Source organism: Bacteroides reticulotermitis JCM 10512 (assembly GCF_000517545.1).
Taxonomy (GTDB): Bacteria; Bacteroidota; Bacteroidia; order Bacteroidales; family Bacteroidaceae; genus Bacteroides; species Bacteroides reticulotermitis.
This window is the reverse complement of the sequence record NZ_BAIV01000027.1, coordinates 1-17,811: the sequence shown is the minus strand read 5'-3', so window position 1 is coordinate 17,811 and position 17,811 is coordinate 1. Positions and strand designations below refer to the sequence as shown.

11 protein-coding genes and 3 pseudogenes are annotated in these 17,811 nt (G+C 43.9%); 5 read left to right on the top strand and 9 right to left on the bottom strand.

The genetic code is table 11. The annotated features are described in order from the left end of the window. Positions 1-251: 251 nt before the first annotated feature. Positions 252-764 carry a DUF3836 domain-containing protein gene (locus JCM10512_RS15415; protein ID WP_044164626.1) on the top strand — a complete coding sequence of 171 codons (513 nt, stop codon included), beginning with the start codon at positions 252-254 and terminating at the stop codon, positions 762-764. A 94-nt stretch (positions 765-858) separates the two neighbouring features. On the opposite strand, the gene msrB is transcribed toward JCM10512_RS15415, so the two are convergent. From msrB to JCM10512_RS15385, 6 genes are all read right to left on the bottom strand, one after another. Then, positions 859-1,890 (bottom strand): peptide-methionine (R)-S-oxide reductase MsrB, encoded by a 1,032-nt coding sequence (gene msrB, locus JCM10512_RS15410; protein WP_044164531.1) that lies wholly within the window; start codon positions 1,888-1,890, stop codon positions 859-861. Positions 1,891-1,968: 78 nt separating this feature from the next. Next, entirely contained in the window at positions 1,969-3,306 is a 1,338-nt protein-coding gene (locus JCM10512_RS15405) for a TolC family protein (protein WP_044164623.1), read from the bottom strand. A 9-nt stretch (positions 3,307-3,315) separates the two neighbouring features. Next, positions 3,316-4,416 (bottom strand): efflux RND transporter periplasmic adaptor subunit, encoded by a 1,101-nt coding sequence (locus JCM10512_RS15400; protein WP_044164528.1) that lies wholly within the window; start codon positions 4,414-4,416, stop codon positions 3,316-3,318. Between the two features lie 60 nt (positions 4,417-4,476). Further along, entirely contained in the window at positions 4,477-5,718 is a 1,242-nt protein-coding gene (locus JCM10512_RS15395) for an ABC transporter permease (protein ID WP_044164526.1), read from the bottom strand. A 4-nt stretch (positions 5,719-5,722) separates the two neighbouring features. Next, complete coding sequence (locus tag JCM10512_RS15390; protein ID WP_044164524.1) at positions 5,723-6,982, bottom strand: ABC transporter permease; 1,260 nt, start codon at positions 6,980-6,982, stop codon at positions 5,723-5,725. Between the two features lie 26 nt (positions 6,983-7,008). Further along, positions 7,009-7,725, bottom strand: coding sequence for an ABC transporter ATP-binding protein (locus JCM10512_RS15385; RefSeq protein WP_044164522.1), 717 nt, complete (start codon positions 7,723-7,725; stop codon positions 7,009-7,011). Positions 7,726-7,903: 178 nt separating this feature from the next. Between JCM10512_RS15385 and JCM10512_RS15380 the strand changes: the two are divergent. Beyond that, positions 7,904-8,883 (top strand): annotated as a pseudogene (locus tag JCM10512_RS15380) (ROK family protein). A 152-nt stretch (positions 8,884-9,035) separates the two neighbouring features. Here JCM10512_RS15380 and rplS read toward each other — a convergent pair. Continuing rightward, positions 9,036-9,386, bottom strand: a complete 351-nt coding sequence (gene rplS, locus JCM10512_RS15375) for a 50S ribosomal protein L19 (protein WP_044164520.1) — start codon at positions 9,384-9,386, stop codon at positions 9,036-9,038. 297 nt (positions 9,387-9,683) lie between these two features. Here rplS and JCM10512_RS15370 point away from each other — a divergent pair, with 297 nt between their 5' ends. From JCM10512_RS15370 to JCM10512_RS15360, 3 genes and pseudogenes are all read left to right on the top strand, one after another. Further along, positions 9,684-10,490, top strand: a complete 807-nt coding sequence (locus JCM10512_RS15370) for a 5'-nucleotidase C-terminal domain-containing protein (protein WP_044164621.1) — start codon at positions 9,684-9,686, stop codon at positions 10,488-10,490. Positions 10,491-10,566: 76 nt separating this feature from the next. Further along, positions 10,567-11,379: a bifunctional metallophosphatase/5'-nucleotidase gene (locus tag JCM10512_RS15365; protein WP_394354212.1), complete on the top strand. Its 813-nt coding sequence runs from the start codon at positions 10,567-10,569 to the stop codon at positions 11,377-11,379. Then, positions 11,376-14,375: pseudogene (locus tag JCM10512_RS15360) on the top strand (serine hydrolase domain-containing protein). Before JCM10512_RS15365 ends, JCM10512_RS15360 begins: the two are co-directional and overlap by 4 nt. 129 nt (positions 14,376-14,504) lie before the next feature. Here JCM10512_RS15360 and JCM10512_RS15355 read toward each other — a convergent pair. After that, the gene (locus JCM10512_RS15355; protein WP_044164516.1) at positions 14,505-14,858 is read right to left on the bottom strand and encodes a transcriptional regulator, SarA/Rot family; all 354 of its coding nucleotides are present in this window, start codon (positions 14,856-14,858) and stop codon (positions 14,505-14,507) included. A 15-nt stretch (positions 14,859-14,873) separates the two neighbouring features. Then, a pseudogene (locus JCM10512_RS15350) lies at positions 14,874-17,319 on the bottom strand (FAD-dependent oxidoreductase). Positions 17,320-17,811 lie beyond the last annotated feature (492 nt).

The following is a 17,811-nucleotide window of genomic DNA, read 5'->3' as shown; positions in this document are numbered from 1 at the left end:
TTTGATCATTATCAGTTGCAAAGGTAGGCATAATTCTGGTTGTTGTCGGAGATGGTCGGGTATTTTTGGAATGATTCCGACTAAATCGTTTTTCTGTGTGCTGTTTTTTGAGGAGGTATTACGCTTAAAAGTAGACACTTAGAAAATAAACGAGAAAAAAGTTTAGTTCGTTGCAACTATTTGAGTCGGGACTTCCGTCTAATATACAGAATAACAAAAATAGTATGTTAAACAATTTAAAGAATATAATTATGAAAGCTACCGTATTATTCCGCGTTATAGTTTTAGCGATAGTTGCATTGGTTGGTGTAAACAACGTAAATGCTCAGGATGAAAATTTTGTTACTAATGAAGAGAAGGTAGATGGCCTTGTAGTATCAAAAACAGTCTATCGATTGGAAGGCTCTTTGCATCGGCACATGAAGTATGACTTTACGTATGACGATCAGAATCGCATGACTGTCAAAGAAGCTTTTAAATGGAACGCCAGCCGCGAGAAATGGATGCCGTATTTCAAAGTGAACTATTCCTATTCAATTTCGGAGATCACGATGTTGTATGCACGTTGGAATGAGCTGCACAAGGCTTATGACGCTGGTATAGAGAAAAGTGTTTATGAGCTGAACGAGGCCAATATGCCAGTAGCCTGTTTGACTTATAAATTGAATAAGGGCCAGTGGTTGGAAAGACAACCTGAAAACTGGGTTATGAATATACAAACTCCAACGGTAAACCGAAATGATAGCCTGTTGGTAGTCAGATAAAACAATTAGGAGTTGTGAAACTCCTATTCTCTCTCTTTCTTTAACACTAGATTGCGGTGGATGGTCCAAAGTAAAGGATCTCCACCGTTCTTCTTTATTTGATTAAAGGCAGTAGGTCACCATATCCTTCTGTCTGCATTTTTTCTTTAGGTATAAAGCGGATTGAAGCACTGTTGATGCAGTAACGAAGTCCGCCTTTTTCTTTGGGGCCATCTGTAAATACATGACCTAAATGAGCGTCTCCGGATTTACTGCGTACTTCTACCCGAGTCATGCCGTGAGAAGAATCTTTCTTCTCTTCAAGCAAATCTTTTTGGATCGGTTTGGAAAAGCTAGGCCATCCGCAACTGGACTCAAATTTGTCGGTCGAAATGAATAGAGGTTCCCCCGTAGTAATATCGACATAGATACCCGCCCTGTATTCGTTCCAGTATTCGTTCTGAAAAGCAGGTTCCGTAGCATTTCTCTGTGTTACGGCATATTGTTGAGCTGATAGTTTCTGGCGCAGCGTAGCATCATCCGGCTTTGAGTAAGCCCCTTTAGCGATTTCGGCATTCGCCTTGCGAGCCATATCGAATAAGGCAGGATTGATGTGGCAATATCCACCCGGATTCTTGTCCAGATAATCTTGATGATAGGTTTCTGCGGGATAAAAGTTTGCTAGCGGTTCTACTTCAATAACAATTGGGTGCTTATATTGAGGTGACAACACTAGAATAGCTTGTTTGATGATCGAAAGATCATTTGCGTGCGTATAGTAAATACCGGTTCGGTACTGGGTTCCATGATCGTGCCCCTGTTGGTTGAGGCTGGTAGGGTCGATGGTTTGGAAATAGAGATTGAGTAGCAAGTTCAGTCCTACGATTTCGGGATTATATACGACTTTCACCGTCTCGGCCGCTAAGGTGTTGCCCGTACAAACTTGTTCATAACTGGGATTAGCCACAAGACTGTTGGCATATCCTACTTCCGTGCTCTCTACACCCCGTATCTGTTTGAGGAAGTGTTCGGTACCCCAGAAGCAACCTCCTGCCAGATAGATTTCAGCTTTATTTTTCATTGGTTTCGCTATTCCTAAAAATACATTATTGATCACTAGAATCGCGATGATAATAAAATGTTTCATATCCGTTGATTCTTTCATCTAATAACGAATGAACCAACGGATATGTTCTGGAATAACTACTCAAAAGTTCTGCGTGCCTTATTCAATAATCTGGCCTTTGTAAAAGTCCAGTATCTTGCTGCGGAATAAGTAATCGTATTTAGCTTGTATCCGGTCGGATAAAGCTTTGGTTAAATTCAATTTAGCTTCATTGTATTCCACGAAAGTGGACTTGCCGTTATTGAACTTTTCGCTCATCAACTGAAAAGAGGCTTCGTTGGCACTAACGGCTGCTTCGCTGGAGTTGTATTTGCTTTCAGCGGCTACAGCATTATACCAAGCTTGTTGAATTTCTTTATATAGCGTTTTCTTAGCGTCGTCCAGTTGCAGAGATAAACTGGTTTGTTGCAGACGAGCTGTGCGTATTTGATTGCGAGTAGAAAAACGGTTGAATATGGGGACATTTAAGCTGAGTCCTACATATTTGTTTAAGTTGTTTTTTAATTGGCTACTGAAACTTTTTTCCGATTTACCATTCACCGTGTAGTAGCTACTTCCAAGTCCGGCACTAAATGATAATTGCGGATAAAGTGCACTTTGAGCAATACGAATCGAATTGCTACTACCCTTCAATCTATACTCTGCCGCTTTGATACTCGGCTTATAGGCTAAAGCCTGTGTGTAAATATCATCAGGAGGGGTAAGTGCCGCAAACTCAATGTCTTCTTTGGGACTTTCAAGGGTGAAGCCTTCCGGTGTAGGTAGCTCTAATAGCTGGCTTAAGTCCAGCAGCGATAATTTATAATTATTATCTGCTTGTACCGCACTCATCTGATCCTGAGCAACACGGGCTTGCGCCTCCGCAACTTCGGCAGGGGAGGCTTTACCTACTTCGAAAAGTCCGTTCAGGCGCTTTAGTTGATCCTGACTCAATGCTATTTGGTTTTGAGCCACCTTGCTTAATTCCAAGTTGAAGAGTACTTGTAGGTAAGAAGAGGTAACATTGATAGCTATGTCTTCTTTGGCTTTATTCAAATCTTCAATAGCTGCTTTCAGGTTTAGTTTAGCTAATGAGTATTGGTTAGGCAATTGAAAACCTGTGAAGAGTGGAACATTAGTGCCTAGACTTAAGCTAGTATTCGCACTATTGATGTCATTGTATGAGTTGTCCACAGGAGATGCAGAACGTCCCCAACTCCAGTTCTGACCGGCGCTACCGTTTAAGTTAGGTAGGCGCGACCATTTATTGGTGTTTACGTTTATCTCGTTTTGGGCAGCTGCATTAGCGGTTTGGCGAATGTTAATGTTGTGCTCAATCGCATAGTCGATGCACTGCCGCAAAGACCAGGGCTGCGAAGAGGCGTTTTGTGCTTGTACGGAACCGAGTTGAGTTCCGTATAGCAAGATGGTTACTAGTGTTGTATAGATTGTTTTCATTTGCATCTGTTATTTAGCTTTTTTCTCAGCACCGCGAATCTTGTCTTTAGCGGTTAATCCTTTTTTAATCTCGATCTTGATGCCGTCGCTCATACCGGTCTTTATCTGAGTACGTTTGAACTTCTGTTGCGGGATGGAATCCGTCATAATATATACGAAAGTTGAATCACCGCTGAATTCGATGGCACTCTCCGGAACTGACAATACCTTCTTGGCATGCTGCAAAACGATCTCAGCATTGGCCGAATAACCCGAACGAATCTTAACGGTGTCGGGAACGGTGATAGCCGCTTTAATCTCAAATTGATTGGCACCGTTGTTTTCTACCCCTTTGGGAGATATATATTCCAGGATAGCATTGAAAGTCAGGTTCTGCAACGCACCAATGGTTAGTTTAACCGACATTCCTTCATGGATTCGGCCGACCTCTGTTTCGTCAATGTTACCTCGGAAGATCAAGTCGTTCATGTTGGCTACGGTAGCAATGGTAGTACCGTCGTTGAATGTATTACTCATAATAACAGAGTTACCCATCTTAACCGGGATGTCCAGAATCAAACCATCAATCGTAGACCGGATCATCGTGCTACTGAAAGAAGCACTGTTTTTGGTGATACCCTCTTTGATAATTTCGAGGTTATCTTTAGCGGTCTCTTTCTCTTCACGCGCCTGCTTAACTGCTACTTCACCTTTTTCATACTCTTCCCGGCTGATCAGTTTGTCCGCATATAACTTTTTGACGCGGGCGAAATCTGTTTCGGCTTGTGCGGCGTTGATCCCTGCTAAGCGGACACGGCTCTCTGCCGAGTTTAGTTGACCGAGTTCAGGAATAACCTTCACTTTCGCGAGAACTTCTCCCTTTTTGACGCTTTGTCCGGCTTCTTTATACACTTCATCGATAATTCCTGAGATCTGAGGCTTTATTAAAATTTCGTCTCTAGGTTCTACCTTTCCGGTGGCTACTGTCGACTTTTCGAGGTCAGTTACTTCCGGAGTGATTGTTTCGTAAACAGCCACTTTAGGTTGGGACTTCTGATACAGGAATACAAATGTTCCCACAAGAATTATGGCTATAATTACCAATAGCGCGATTTTCAGATACTTTTTCATCTTGAATATATGTGTTTAATTTTTGATTCTTCGTTTTTCACTCTTTGTTCTCTTCTCTATTTACTCATCTCGGATGGCTTCAATCGGTTTAATAGCCATTGCCCGATAGGCCGGAGCCAGACCCGCTAACATGCCTAATCCGATGAGTAGTGCACAAGTTCCTATAGCCAAACCGAAGCTGACTTGAAAGTGAGCCGTTCCGCCGCTAGAGTTTGCTCCCATCTCTACCAATTGAAGTATCATTACTCCAAAAGAGATGCCGCACATACCGGCAACGGTGGTCAATACCATACTTTCCGATAATATCTGTTGCAGAATATCTCTGGGACGAGCACCGATTGCCCGACGGATTCCAATCTCAGTCGTACGTTCTTTTACCGTTACCATCATGATATTCGATACACCGATAGCACCCGCCAGCAATGTGCCTAAGCCAACCATCCAGATCAGGATGTTGATTCCGGTAAACAGATTGTCGACCATTGAGAACATAGCTTCGGCATTCAGATACATCAGGGCCTGTTTGTCATTCGGAGCAATGTAGTGAGCCGCTTTGATTATCTGTTCCATTTGCGGTTGAATATCCGACACTTTAACCCCGCGTTTGACGGTAAAGCAAACTACGTCAATTCTTCCGCCCAGATTATAGGCCTGTTGCATTGTGGTAAAAGGAAGCGTGACTGCTTCTGAGGCACGTCCCTGTATATTCATATCACCTTCGGAAGACGACATACCGACGATTCGGTAGTAGATTCCATCCACTCGTACATACTTGCCGCATGGATTTTCTCCCGGTTTGAAAAGACTCTCGTATACCCGTTTGCCAATCACGCAAACTTTACGGGCTTCACGTATGTCCACATCGTTGATAAACCTTCCGTAGGCCATATCTTGTGATTCAATATGTAGATAATCGGGGTATAAGCCTTTTACACTGCAATCATATTTTTTATCTCCATATACGGCATGCGATCCCCAGCGTGCTATAGAGGGCGTGACAACATCCAACTCTTTCACTTGCGAGCGGAGGCGTTCAATATCGACAGCTTCTAACTCCCACGCGCGTCCCTTGCGGAATCCCTTGTAAGCTTCTCCTGTCCTTTGAGAAGCTAAGAATCCGGAGTTCGTGGCAAACCCTTCAAAGTTCTTTTTCATCATATCCTGCAGACCTTGGCCTCCACCTATCAGAGCTATGAGCATAAAGATTCCCCAGAAGACTCCGAAAGCTGTAAGTAAGCTTCGCGTTTTGTTTCTTGTGATGGTGATGAGGATTTCCTCACACGTATCTATATCTATTCTCATAATCTTAATCTGCTCTAAGTGCTTCGATTGGCCGAATGCTGACGGCTTTGCGTGCGGGGACTAATCCGGCCAATGTTCCTGCGATTATTAATGTAACTGTGGCTTGTATGGCTATTCGAATGTCGACGGTGGGGTTTAGAAATACGACTTCCGACCATATCCCGTTGTCCATAGTTTGATTTCCGAACGCATTGTTCATCCATTCGGTAACTCCGATGCCGGCTACCATCCCTATATAACCGAATATGGTAGTGATAGTCACACTTTCTACAATGATTAGCCAGAGGATAGACAAGGGTTTGGCACCTAAAGCTTTCCGGATACCGAATTCGCGCGTACGCTCTTTAACGGTAATAAGCATGATGTTGGAAACTCCCACTATTCCGCTTAGTAAGGTAAATATACCGATAACCCAAATAGCAGTTCGCAGCAGGCCTGTTCCCTTTTGTTGCTGCAGATAGTTGGTGAAGCGATTCCATATCCAAATGGCACTATCGTCAGTTGGGTCGAAGCGGTGGTTGGCACCTATAACCCTGCGGTAGCGTGCTTCAAAGGCCTCATTAGATTCGATGTTATCAAGATTCTTGGTTGTCATCACCAAGTTATTCAGTTTGTCCCCTTTGTTGTAAATCGTTTGTAGGGTAGTGAACGGGAGGAATGCATCGCTATCTCCGCTATCCCCTTTATCGTTGTATATCCCTACTACCTGATAAACCACATTACCCGCATTGACTACCTGTCCGATAGGCTCGGTATGTGTTTTGTCGAACAGCACCTCCGCTGTTTTCTTATGAAGAACAATCACCTTGCGGCGTTCTTTAATGTCGATCTCATTAATGAAGCGTCCTTTGAAGAGTTTGACAACTTCTACTTTCGTGTGATTGGGATATACCCCCGTCAGACTTAGGTTCACATATTCTGCTCCAAAGCTCACGTTTACGGCGCTTTGCCGTACGGTTGCCCCGGCTTCAATTACGTTATCCGGAAAATACCGTTCGGTAGCATCGAAGTCTTTGTTGTCTAACTGTACCCGTCGTCCTTCCTTCAGGCCGTCGTATGACTTGGTAGTCCATCCCGGAAAGATCTTGATAGAGTTCATTGCACGCTCGGAGGCTGATTGCTCGAATGCGTGAATCAGGCCATTGCCCGCACCTAACAGTACAATAAGCATGAAAATGCCCCACGCTACAGCAAAGCCGGTGAGGAATGTTCGCAACTTATTGCGCTTGATGGTGCTATATATTTCTTGCCAAATATCAAACATAATAACTTATTGAATAAGATGGGAGATTATTTCATATATCCGTTTTGACCGAAAGGCGAAGAATCGTGATCAGAGTTGTCTTCGATCCGTTCGATTGTCCCGTCTTTTATATGGATAATTTTATCAGTCTGGTTGGCAACTCCACTTTCGTGAGTTACTACAATAATAGTCATCCCCGTTTTATGAAGATCTTTTAGAATCTGCATTACTTCTACCGAAGTCTTGCTATCCAATGCACCGGTTGGTTCATCGGCAAGAATGATTTGAGGTTGGGTTATCAGAGCACGTGCGATAGCTACACGCTGTTTTTGTCCACCGCTCATCTCGTTAGGCATATGATGTGCCCAATCTTTCAGTCCGAGCCGGTCGAGATACTCCAAAGCGAGTGCATTTCGCTTTTTACGATTCATTCCTTGATAGAATAGAGGAAGTGCAACATTCTCCACCGCATTTTTAAAAGAGATGAGGTTGAACGACTGGAATATGAAACCGATCATGCGATTTCTGTATTCGGCGGCTTTGGTTTCGCTCAGATTCTTGATAAGCACGTTGTTTAGATAATAGTCGCCGGTATCGTAATTGTCCAATATACCTAATATATTCAATAATGTCGATTTTCCCGATCCCGATACTCCCATAATAGATACGAACTCTCCCCGTTCGATAGTAAGATTGATGCCTTTAAGCACATGGAGAGGGGCCCCATTATGGTAAGTTTTGTTAATGTCTGTAAGATGTATCACACTTTTAATTGATTTGGTTTCAAATTTCTATCATTCTTCTGCTATTAGACGACTGCAAGATACGAAAAGTTGCAAATGAAGTGAACTTTTTTTTAAAAACATTTTGTAGACTCAATCTTCTTTGCGTAATTTGTGTGCACTAATTGAATAATTAACTAACCCTATTAAATAAAGTATCATGAATTCAAACCTGGAAAAGACCTACGTTGTGGGTATTGACATTGGCGGAACAAACACAGTCTTCGGAATTGTAGACGCACGAGGAACTATTATTGCGAGCAGTTCGATTAAAACTGCCGGTTGTCCGACAGCCGAAGAATATGCGGACGAAGTATGTAAAAACTTACTTCCCCTCATTATTGCTAACGGTGGTGTAGATAAGATTAGAGGTATCGGTGTAGGCGCTCCGAATGGTAACTATTATACAGGTACTATCGAATTTGCTCCCAATCTTCCGTGGAAAGGTATTATTCCGTTGGCTGCCATGTTTGAAGAAAGACTTGGTATTCCCACTGCCTTAACGAATGACGCCAATGCAGCTGCTATCGGTGAAATGACGTATGGTGCAGCTCGTGGAATGAAAGATTTCATTATGATTACACTCGGTACCGGTGTAGGAAGCGGAATTGTGATTAACGGACAGATGGTCTACGGTCATGATGGCTTTGCCGGTGAGTTGGGACACGTCATTGCACGTCGCGGAGGCCGTTTGTGCGGTTGCGGACGTAAAGGTTGTCTCGAAACTTACTGTTCGGCTACCGGAGTTGCCCGTACAGCGCGTGAACTTTTGGCTGCTCGTACAGAGCCTAGCTTGCTTCGCAATATCTCGGCTGAGAGCATCACTTCGAAGGATGTGTATGATGCAGCTGTACAGGGAGACAAACTGGCACAAGAAATCTTTGAGACTACCGGAACTATTCTGGGAGAATCTTTAGCAGACGCTATTGCTTTCTCAAGCCCGGAAGCAATTGTTCTATTCGGTGGTTTGGCCAAATCGGGCGACTATATCATGAAGCTATTCAGAAATCAATCGATGATAATGTGTTGAACATCTACAAGGGCAAAACCAAACTATTGGTGTCCGAGTTGAAAGACTCCGATGCGGCCGTGTTGGGTGCTAGCGCATTGGCTTGGGAATTGAAGGTTCTAAAAGACTAACTTTAGTCCTTATTATAATAAAGGTAATGAAATCCTCGGGCTCTTGTAGCTCGGGGATTTTTTTTGTTCGCCCAACATCGCACGGTATACCTAATAAAAAAGAGGATGTCTTTTGGGACATCCTCTTTTTATCTCGAATCGAGTGAGTTGGATTAGTTAACTCTTTTTTCTTTGATTCTAGCCTTTTTGCCGGTAAGAGCACGCAGGTAGTACAATTTAGCACGACGAACTTTACCAACTTTGTTCACTTCGATGTTATCGATAGCCGGTGATTCGATTGGGAAAATTCTTTCTACGCCAATTGTTCCTGACATTTTACGTACAGTAAAACGTTTTTTGTCTCCGTGGCCAGAGATTTTGATAACAACGCCGCGGTACAACTGTACACGCTCCTTGGTACCCTCGATAATACGATATGCTACTGTTACAGTATCACCTGCTTTGAAGCTAGGGTGCTTTTTGCCGGTAGCAAATGCTTCTTCTGCAATTTTAATTAAATCCATTTTTTTATTATTAAATTGTTTTATCGTTACAACGCAACATACCAAGTATCTCTTGTCTTGACAGCGATTGCGCGAAAGCGGTGCAAAGTAACAAATTAATAGTTAGATAGCCAAATGATTTTAGAGTTTTCCTTTATAAACTTTATGATTAGAAGTGAGTTATATGATTGGGTGGTGAGAGCCAAATGCTTGAAATTCTAGTTTTATTAGCAGTTGGGATTCCCTTTTATTTAGCTATTCGAATATCTATAAAGAAAGAAAATTAGTACATTTGTCGAATTAAATAAAATAATGAAGATGAAATCAAATTACGCGAAAATTATTCCAAGTACTATTCTTACAGGAATGTTGCTGTTTACCTCCTGTCACTCTACTCGTGAGGTTTCTAATTATGAAATAACGCAGTCAGGAGGAAGCAGAATTTGTATGGACTCTACTTGGGACAATGCCCCTGATGAAAAAGTGGCTAACATTCTGATGCCTTACAAGGCCGACGTCGACAAAAAGATGTATCAGGTTATTGGAGTTAGTGCCATGAAAATGGAGCAGAAACGTCCCGAGAGCCTACTTTCCAACCTAGTCGCTGAAGTTTTGAGGTGTGCTGCTGAATGTGTGCTGAAGCATCCGGCTGATATTGGACTGATGAATATGGGCGGTTTGCGAAACATTCTTCCCGAAGGAGATATTACAGTAAGTACCGTATATGAGATACTCCCTTTTGAAAACTCCCTTTGCGTGCTCACTCTCAAAGGAACAGAAGTGAAACAGTTGATGGAAGTTATTGCTTCTTTAAAAGGAGAGGGGATTAGTGGCGCTTGTGTGCAAATGACTGCTGATGGAAAGCTAGTCAGTGCTACCGTACAGGGACAACCGATCGTAGATGATAAAGAATATACAGTTGCCACGATTGATTACCTCGCTGATGGAAACGATGGTTTGCTTCCCCTGGTCCAATCAATTCAACGCGAATGTCCGGATGAAATGACCTTGAGAGGTATATTTCTCGACTATGTGAAGGACCAGACTGCAGCCGGAAAGAGTATTACCTCTAAATTGGATGGCCGTATAACTATCGTACCGGCAGTTACCTCGGATAAGAAATGAGTATTAATAACAAATGAAAGATTGTCATATGAATCAATATAAAAAGAGTCATTCCGGTTTTAATGGAAAAATGGGAATGACATTACTACTTCTGTTTTTGTTAGTCCCCGCATTTGCGTTGGCACAAGAGTTTAAGAAAATAACACTGTTGCAAACCAGCGATGTACATAGCCGCATAGAACCGGTCCTTCAGAAGGGAGACCCCAACTATGGACAAGGAGGATTCTCACGGCGTGTCACTTTCTTGAAAGAGTTTCGCAAAGACAATCCGAATGTATTTCTATTTGATTGCGGCGACTTTTCGCAAGGAACACCTTATTATAATGTATTCCAAGGTGAAGTCGAAATCAAGTTAATGAATGAAATGCACTATGATGCCGTAGCGATAGGCAACCACGAGTTCGATTTTGGAATTGACAATATGGTACGTTTATTCAAAATGGCTAACTTCCCCGTGGTGTGTGCCAACTATAATGTCGAGGCAACTGCCTTAAAAGACCTTGTGAAGCCGTTTATTATCATCGAACGCTCGGGTTTGAAGATCGGTGTCTTTGGCTTGGGTGCTAAATTAGAAGGATTGGTACAAGCCAGCAAATGTGCAGGCGTGGTATACGAAGATCCCGTAACCGTGTCCAATGCGATCGCTGCCCAACTGAAGAAAAAAGGATGCGACGTCGTAGTCTGCTTGTCGCATTTGGGTGTTCAAGACGATGAAGTCTTGGTTACAAAGACTCGGAATATTGATGTTATACTCGGTGGACATTCCCATACATTTTGGGATGCACCTAAGGCATATCTGAATATGGATGGGAAAAGCGTCTCAATCATGCATAGCGGAAAAAATGGAGTTTACGTTGGACGCACCGATTTGACTTTGAAAAAGAAATGAGAATAATTACATTCCTACTGGTTATATGGTTGATTTTCCCCTGTCATCTTCAAGGAAAAGGTTGGTGCGACGGTTGAACCTTTGTTGCTTTATAAGGCTAATCAAGATAAACACTGTCACCAGTGGTAGATTCGGTTATGTACAAACTGTCGCTCAAAGAGAAAGTTGCTCAATTATTCATTTATACCATTGCGCCGGTCGATACGAAGCGGAACCAACTTTTGTTGCGTGAGGCAGTTGATACTTACAAAGTAGGAGGATTATTGTTTTCTGGTGGAAAAATGCAGAATCAGGCGGAACTAACTAACCGGGCGCAACGCATGGCTAAGGTTCCGTTGATGATTACTTTTGATGGAGAGTGGGGGCTTGCCATGAGATTGCGTGGTACGCCCGTCTTTCCGAAGAACATGGTCTTGGGATGTATCCAAGACGATCGCCTGATCTATGAATATGGGCGTGAAATGGCTCGGCAATGCAAGCTGCTGGGCGTACAAGTCAATTTCGCTCCGGTAGCTGACGTTAATATAAATCCGCACAACCCGGTAATAAACAATCGCTCGTTTGGTGAAGATCCCGTCCGAGTATCCGAAAAGGTGATCGCCTACGCCTCCGGTCTGGAAGGTGGAGGCGTCTTATCTGTAAGTAAACACTTTCCGGGGCATGGCGACACAGATGTGGATTCGCACAAGGCCCTTCCTGTTTTACCCTTTACCCGGGAACGGCTGGATAGTGTCGAACTCTCGCCATTCAAAGCCGCTATTCGAGCCGGTGTGAGTGGAATAATGGTTGGGCATCTCCAAGTACCGGTCATTGAACCGGTAGGTGGGTTGCCCTCTTCGCTTTCGCGCAACATTGTATATGACTTGCTGACCGATGAACTAGCCTTTAAAGGATTAATATTTACCGACGCACTGGCTATGCGAGGTGTGTCGAACAACAAAAGTGTCTGCTTGCAAGCACTCAGAGCCGGAAATGATATGGTACTGGCTCCCCGTAATATCAAAGAAGAGATAGCGTCGGTGCTCGAAGGAATCGAAAAAGGAGAACTGACCGTAGAAGAAATAGAGGCCAAATGCCGCAAGGTGTTGACCTATAAATATATACTAGGCCTGCGGCGCAAACCAATGGTTCAGCTTTCGGGGCTGGGACTTCGGGTCAATACACCTCAAACACGTGACTTGATTCGGCGGTTAAACCTGGCTGCCATCACAGTAGTGAACAATAAACAGCATATTCTGCCATTACATGCCGGAGAAAAGCAAGAGATCGCTTTGTTGGAAGTTGGCGAGCCCGAGGGTACGAATGTATTGGCTGCCCAATTGTCTCGTTATGTTTCGGTGGTGCGTTATCGGTTGCGTCCGAATCTCTCCGAAGAGCAGGCCGTGTTGTTGCGTGACTCTTTATCCGCATACAAACGAGTTATCGTTGCCGTCAGTGAGCAGCGGTTGGCTCCTTATCAACCATTCTTTGCCAAGTTCGTTCCCAAGAATCCGGCCGTTTACCTGTTCTTTACACCCGGCAAGATGATGTTGCAGATTCAAAGAGCGGTGAAAGCAGCTTCAGCTGTTGTGTTGGCACATAGCTACGGTGATGATGTACAACGTCAAGTGGCGGATGTACTGTTTGCTAAGGCGGTAGCCGACGGGCGGTTGTCTGCTAGTTTGGGCGGTTTGTTCCGTTCCGGCGATGGAGTGACCATTACGCCGAAGACCCCTCTGCATTTTATACCCGAAGAGTACGGCTTGTCTTCCACCGTTTTGCAACAGATCGATTCGATTGCCCTGGAAGGTATTTGGCAAGGAGCCTATCCCGGCTGTCAGGTTGTTGTGATGAAAGACGGTCATGTGATGGTTAACCTGAATCTGGGCAGACATACCGACGCGAAAAGCGCCCGTGTGCAGGGGACCGATATGTACGACCTGGCTTCCTTGTCCAAAACAACAGGTACTCTGCTTGCTTTGATGAAACTGTATGATAAAGGGCGATTTAACCTGACCGACCGCATTGCCGACTATTTGCCTTTCCTGCAACGGACCAATAAAAAAGACATAACGATTCAGGATATCCTTTATCATCAGTCCGGTTTGCCTTCAAGCATCAGTTTCTATCTCGAGACAATCGACAAAGATAGTTATAAAGGCCACCTCTTTATGAATCGGCGAGATGCGACGCATCCCGTGCAACTGGGAGCAACGACCTGGGCGAATCCGAACTTCGCTTTCAAAAAGGGTTATTTTTCTTCGGTTGGTAAAGACGATTATACGCTTCAGGTGTGCGATAGCCTTTGGCTGAATCGTAGTTTCCGGAAAGAAATAGAAAAGAAAATTGCGGAAGCTCCTTTGGGGGTGAAGAAGTATGTATATAGCGATGTCGGTTTTGTCCTTCTGGGTATGTTGGTAGAACAGCTTGCCGGAATGCCGATGGATGCTTATCTGCAACGTGAACTGTATGAACCGATGGGATTGGAGCGTACCGGCTATCTGCCTTTGCGTCGTTTCCCGCTGACAGAAGTCGTACCTTCCTCTATCGATCATTTCTTGAGAAAAACCACACTTTGCGGTTTTGTACACGATGAGGCTTCTGCCTTCTTGGGTGGAGTTGCCGGTAATGCCGGTCTATTCTCTACCGCTCTTGAGGTGGCTCAGGTTTATCAGATGCTTCTCAATGGAGGCGAATTGAATGGACAGCGGTATTTGAGTGTGGAGACTTGCCAACTGTTTACCCGGGAAATGTCGAAAATCAGTCGCCGCGGACTAGGGTTTGATAAGCCCGATCCCGATAATCCGAGTAAGAGTCCTTGTGGAAGTAAGGCGTCTGCTGCTGTATACGGACATACCGGATTTACCGGAACTTGCGCTTGGGTTGACCCCGATACAGGTTTAGTCTATGTATTCCTGAGTAATCGGATCTATCCGAATGTGTTCAATCGGGAATTGAGTAAACTCGAAATCAGGGAACGTATACAAAATGTGATTTATGAAGCTTTGAAGAAATAAAAAGCATATAAAAAAGGCAAGCCGCTCTCTTTACTGAATGTATCGAGAGCGGTTTTTTGTTTCTGTTCGTAAAAACTCTGAAGACTTTGCAATTGCCTGGTGCCTCCAAGGAAGATGTTATCCTGTTGGTTACTTAAACAAAGGGCTTAGTAACTCCGGAATCATCGTTTCTTCGATTTGAAGATGAGCAACGACTCGATCTCCCTGTTCTGTCAGATGGAAATACATCAAGCGTCGGTCCACGCGTCCCAGTTTTCTTTGAATAAGTTTTTTCTCTTCTAATATTCGAATCACTTTCGACGTATGCGAAGTGCTTAAATCGGTCGATTTAGCCAGATTCGTCGGAGTCATCTCTTTTTCGGATTCATGGAGTACGCATAAAAGCAGAGCCTCATTGAGTGATATCTGATGTGTCTTTTCAAACCGCTCCTCAAATGTGGCCAAGGCTTTTATGATATCTTTCATTTTGCATAATGTCTTCATACCTCTTCTCGTTTTTTAAATAAATAAATTAATGTTAGCGTTGTCCGCCCGTTCCATGTAAGTTGCTACACCGCCCACGGTTACTTCATCTAAAAGTTCTTCCTGCTTAACCCCCATAACATCCATAGACATTTGGCAGGCTATAAATTCGGCGCCGCTTCAATGGCTTGTTGACGTAAGGACTCTAGCGAATCGATCCCCTTTTGCTTCATGATGTGGCGCATCATTCTGCTTCCGATTCCTCCCATATGCATTTTAGATAACTTCAATTTGAGCGAGCTCGACGGTAGCATCATGCCGAACATCTTTCCGAAGATATCTTTTTCAACCTTCGGCTTATGTTGTTTCTTAATCACATTCAGCCCCCAGAAGGTGAAGAATATGGTTACTTTTTGTCCCGTGGCAGCCGCTCCATTAGCCAATACAAATGTAGCTAATGCTTTGTCCAAATCATCGCTAAACATGATAAAGGTTTTCCCTTTCGCATTGCCCGATGTTGTAACCTCGCTCGAAGCAGGCTCGCCTTTGGCGATACGAACAATCGATTTACCTCCTTCCGTCTCTTTGGTTATGAGTTGGTTACCTGTCGAGTTACACCATGCAGTGGCATCTCGTACAAACCCCGGATCGGTAGCTGTAATTTCAATTTGTTCACCCGGCAATAAAGTATCCATGGTTTTTTTCATTTTCAAGATCGGTCCGGGACATTGAAGTCCGCAAGCGTCTACCCGCAGTAAATTAGCTGTGGCGGCAATCGGAGCAATAGCTTCGGATTGGATCGGCTGTTCCGCGCCTTGCTTCTCATCGTGTAAAACGATGGGCGCTGTAGCAGCGCGGTATGTTTTCAGCCCACCTACTAAATTGCGTACGCGCTCGAATCCGTGTTGAACCAGAATGCGATAGGCAAGATAACCTCTTAGACCGACGGCGCAGAATGTGTAGATCATTTTATCTTTCGGCAGCTCTTCTAACCTGTCTCGCAGTTCGTCCAATGGAATGTTTACGGCTCCCGGCAATGTATCGAGTTCAAATTCATCCGGTGTCCGTACATCCAGCAGGAAGTTATTCTCCATTTCCAAGTCTCTTAGCTCTCTCCAATACACAGGTTTCACCTTTTCAGATAGAATGTTTTCGGCCACATAGCCGGCCACAGCTACCGGATCTTTCGCCGAAGAGAATGGAGGCGCGTAAGCTTGTTCCAGTTGAGTCAGATCATATATAGTGCCTTATGCTTGATAACCAAGGCTAGCTCGTCAATGCGTTTGTCCACCCCATCGTAGCCAACGATCTGTCCGCCATACAACTTGCCGGTGGCTTTATCGAATGTAATCTTGATGCTCATCGGCATGGCATTGGGGTAATAACCGGCATGTGAAGCCGGGTGAATGGTGGTCGACATATAATTCACGCCCGCTTGGCGAAGTCGCTTGCCCGGCAATCCGGCAGAAGCCACAGTCAGGTCGAACACTTTAGCTATTGATGTGCCGATTGAACCTTCGTAAGCAATAGTGGCTCCTAACAGATTGTCGGCCACGATGCGTCCCTGACGGTTGGCTGGTCCGGCAAGGTAATTCAACCACGGGTTACCATTGAGGGGATGCGGATATTCGATTGCATCGCCAATCGCATAGATCGATTCATCCGATGTTTGCAAATATTCATTCACTGCTATACCTCCGGCGGCTCCGATCGTTAATTCCGCAGCACGCGCTAAAGTTGTTTCCGGGCGTACTCCAATGGATAAGATAACGATATCAGCCTCGATCGATTGCCCGTTTTTAAAGATAACTTTAATTTCTTTCCCGTTCCGTTCGAATGCGCTCACCGCTTGTTCCAGGTGTAAGTTTACCCCTTTTTCCATCAAGTGTTGATGTACGAGAGCAGCCATCGAGAAGTCGATGGGAGCCATAACCTGGTTGCCCATTTCCACAATAGAGACTTTTGCACCCCGATGATGGAGATTTTCAGCCATCTCCAGACCGATAAAACCGGCTCCGATCACAACCGCTTTTCGAGGTGATACCCTGTCGATATATGCTTTGATACGATCGGTGTCGGTTACATTTCTCAGCGTAAAGATTCCGTCCAGCTCAATACCCGGTAGGGGAGGGCGTACGGGTGAAGAACCTGTAGAGATCACTAGCTTATCATAGCTTTCCTCATACGTATCTTGACTACTTTGGCGTATGGTGACTGACTTTTTCTTTCTGTTAATGAAAATAACTTCATTCTCAGTGCGCACATCTATCCGGAAGCGATTAGAGAAAGCCTTTGGCGTTTGCACAAAAAGCTTCTCCCTTTCTTCAATAACTCCGCCTATATAATAAGGTAGTCCACAGTTCGCATAAGAAATGTATTTTCCCTTTTCAACTAAAATAATCTCTGCTTTTTCATCAGCTCGTCTGATTCGTGCAGCAGTGGTTGCCCCACCGGCAACTCCTCCAATAATAATGATTTTCATATGGTATTTTTGAATAAATAGTTTCCTATGGAAATAACGAACGGCGGACGCAAAATGTTTAATGCATTCAAATATAAGTTGTTGATTTACTGTTTGATGTCTTCGTTTTTCATCTTTCTCTTTTCTCCTTTTTACTTGCTAACTTTCGCTCTTTGCTGCATTTTACTTGGATAAGAAAGCCTGTAATACCCAATCTTTTCGATCTGTTTGCCCTTGCGAAGCGAGCCAATCGTTTTAAGTGCCATTCTAAAATTTTGTATACCTTCTAGTTGTTATTTTTAACTTTCTAAAATATGATGTAGCCCTAAAAGGATGAGAGATCCCACTTTTCAAAAACATCTCTCATGATATAAGGTATTGATTTGTCGATTTTTAATTGAATAATGATAAGATTATGAGAGATCAACTATTTTTTCTTTCTTGTAGGGGAGTGGGAAGTAGGATTTAAACTACAAACGAAGCCGGATTTTGCATGGATTTCTTTCTCAAAAA

What these genes read in the sequence shown, in the direction of transcription:
- JCM10512_RS15390 (WP_044164524.1), bottom strand. Translation starts at nt 6,982, where the DNA reads ATGTTTGATATTTGGCAAGAAATATATAGCACCATCAAGCGCAATAAG.
- JCM10512_RS15400 (WP_044164528.1), bottom strand. Translation starts at nt 4,416, where the DNA reads ATGAAAAAGTATCTGAAAATCGCGCTATTGGTAATTATAGCCATAATT.
- msrB (WP_044164531.1), bottom strand. Translation starts at nt 1,890, where the DNA reads ATGAAACATTTTATTATCATCGCGATTCTAGTGATCAATAATGTATTT.
- JCM10512_RS15365 (WP_394354212.1), top strand. Translation starts at nt 10,567, where the DNA reads ATGACATTACTACTTCTGTTTTTGTTAGTCCCCGCATTTGCGTTGGCA.
- JCM10512_RS15415 (WP_044164626.1), top strand. Translation starts at nt 252, where the DNA reads ATGAAAGCTACCGTATTATTCCGCGTTATAGTTTTAGCGATAGTTGCA.
- JCM10512_RS15405 (WP_044164623.1), bottom strand. Translation starts at nt 3,306, where the DNA reads ATGAAAACAATCTATACAACACTAGTAACCATCTTGCTATACGGAACT.
- rplS (WP_044164520.1), bottom strand. Translation starts at nt 9,386, where the DNA reads ATGGATTTAATTAAAATTGCAGAAGAAGCATTTGCTACCGGCAAAAAG.
- JCM10512_RS15355 (WP_044164516.1), bottom strand. Translation starts at nt 14,858, where the DNA reads ATGAAGACATTATGCAAAATGAAAGATATCATAAAAGCCTTGGCCACA.
- JCM10512_RS15395 (WP_044164526.1), bottom strand. Translation starts at nt 5,718, where the DNA reads ATGAGAATAGATATAGATACGTGTGAGGAAATCCTCATCACCATCACA.
- JCM10512_RS15370 (WP_044164621.1), top strand. Translation starts at nt 9,684, where the DNA reads ATGAAATCAAATTACGCGAAAATTATTCCAAGTACTATTCTTACAGGA.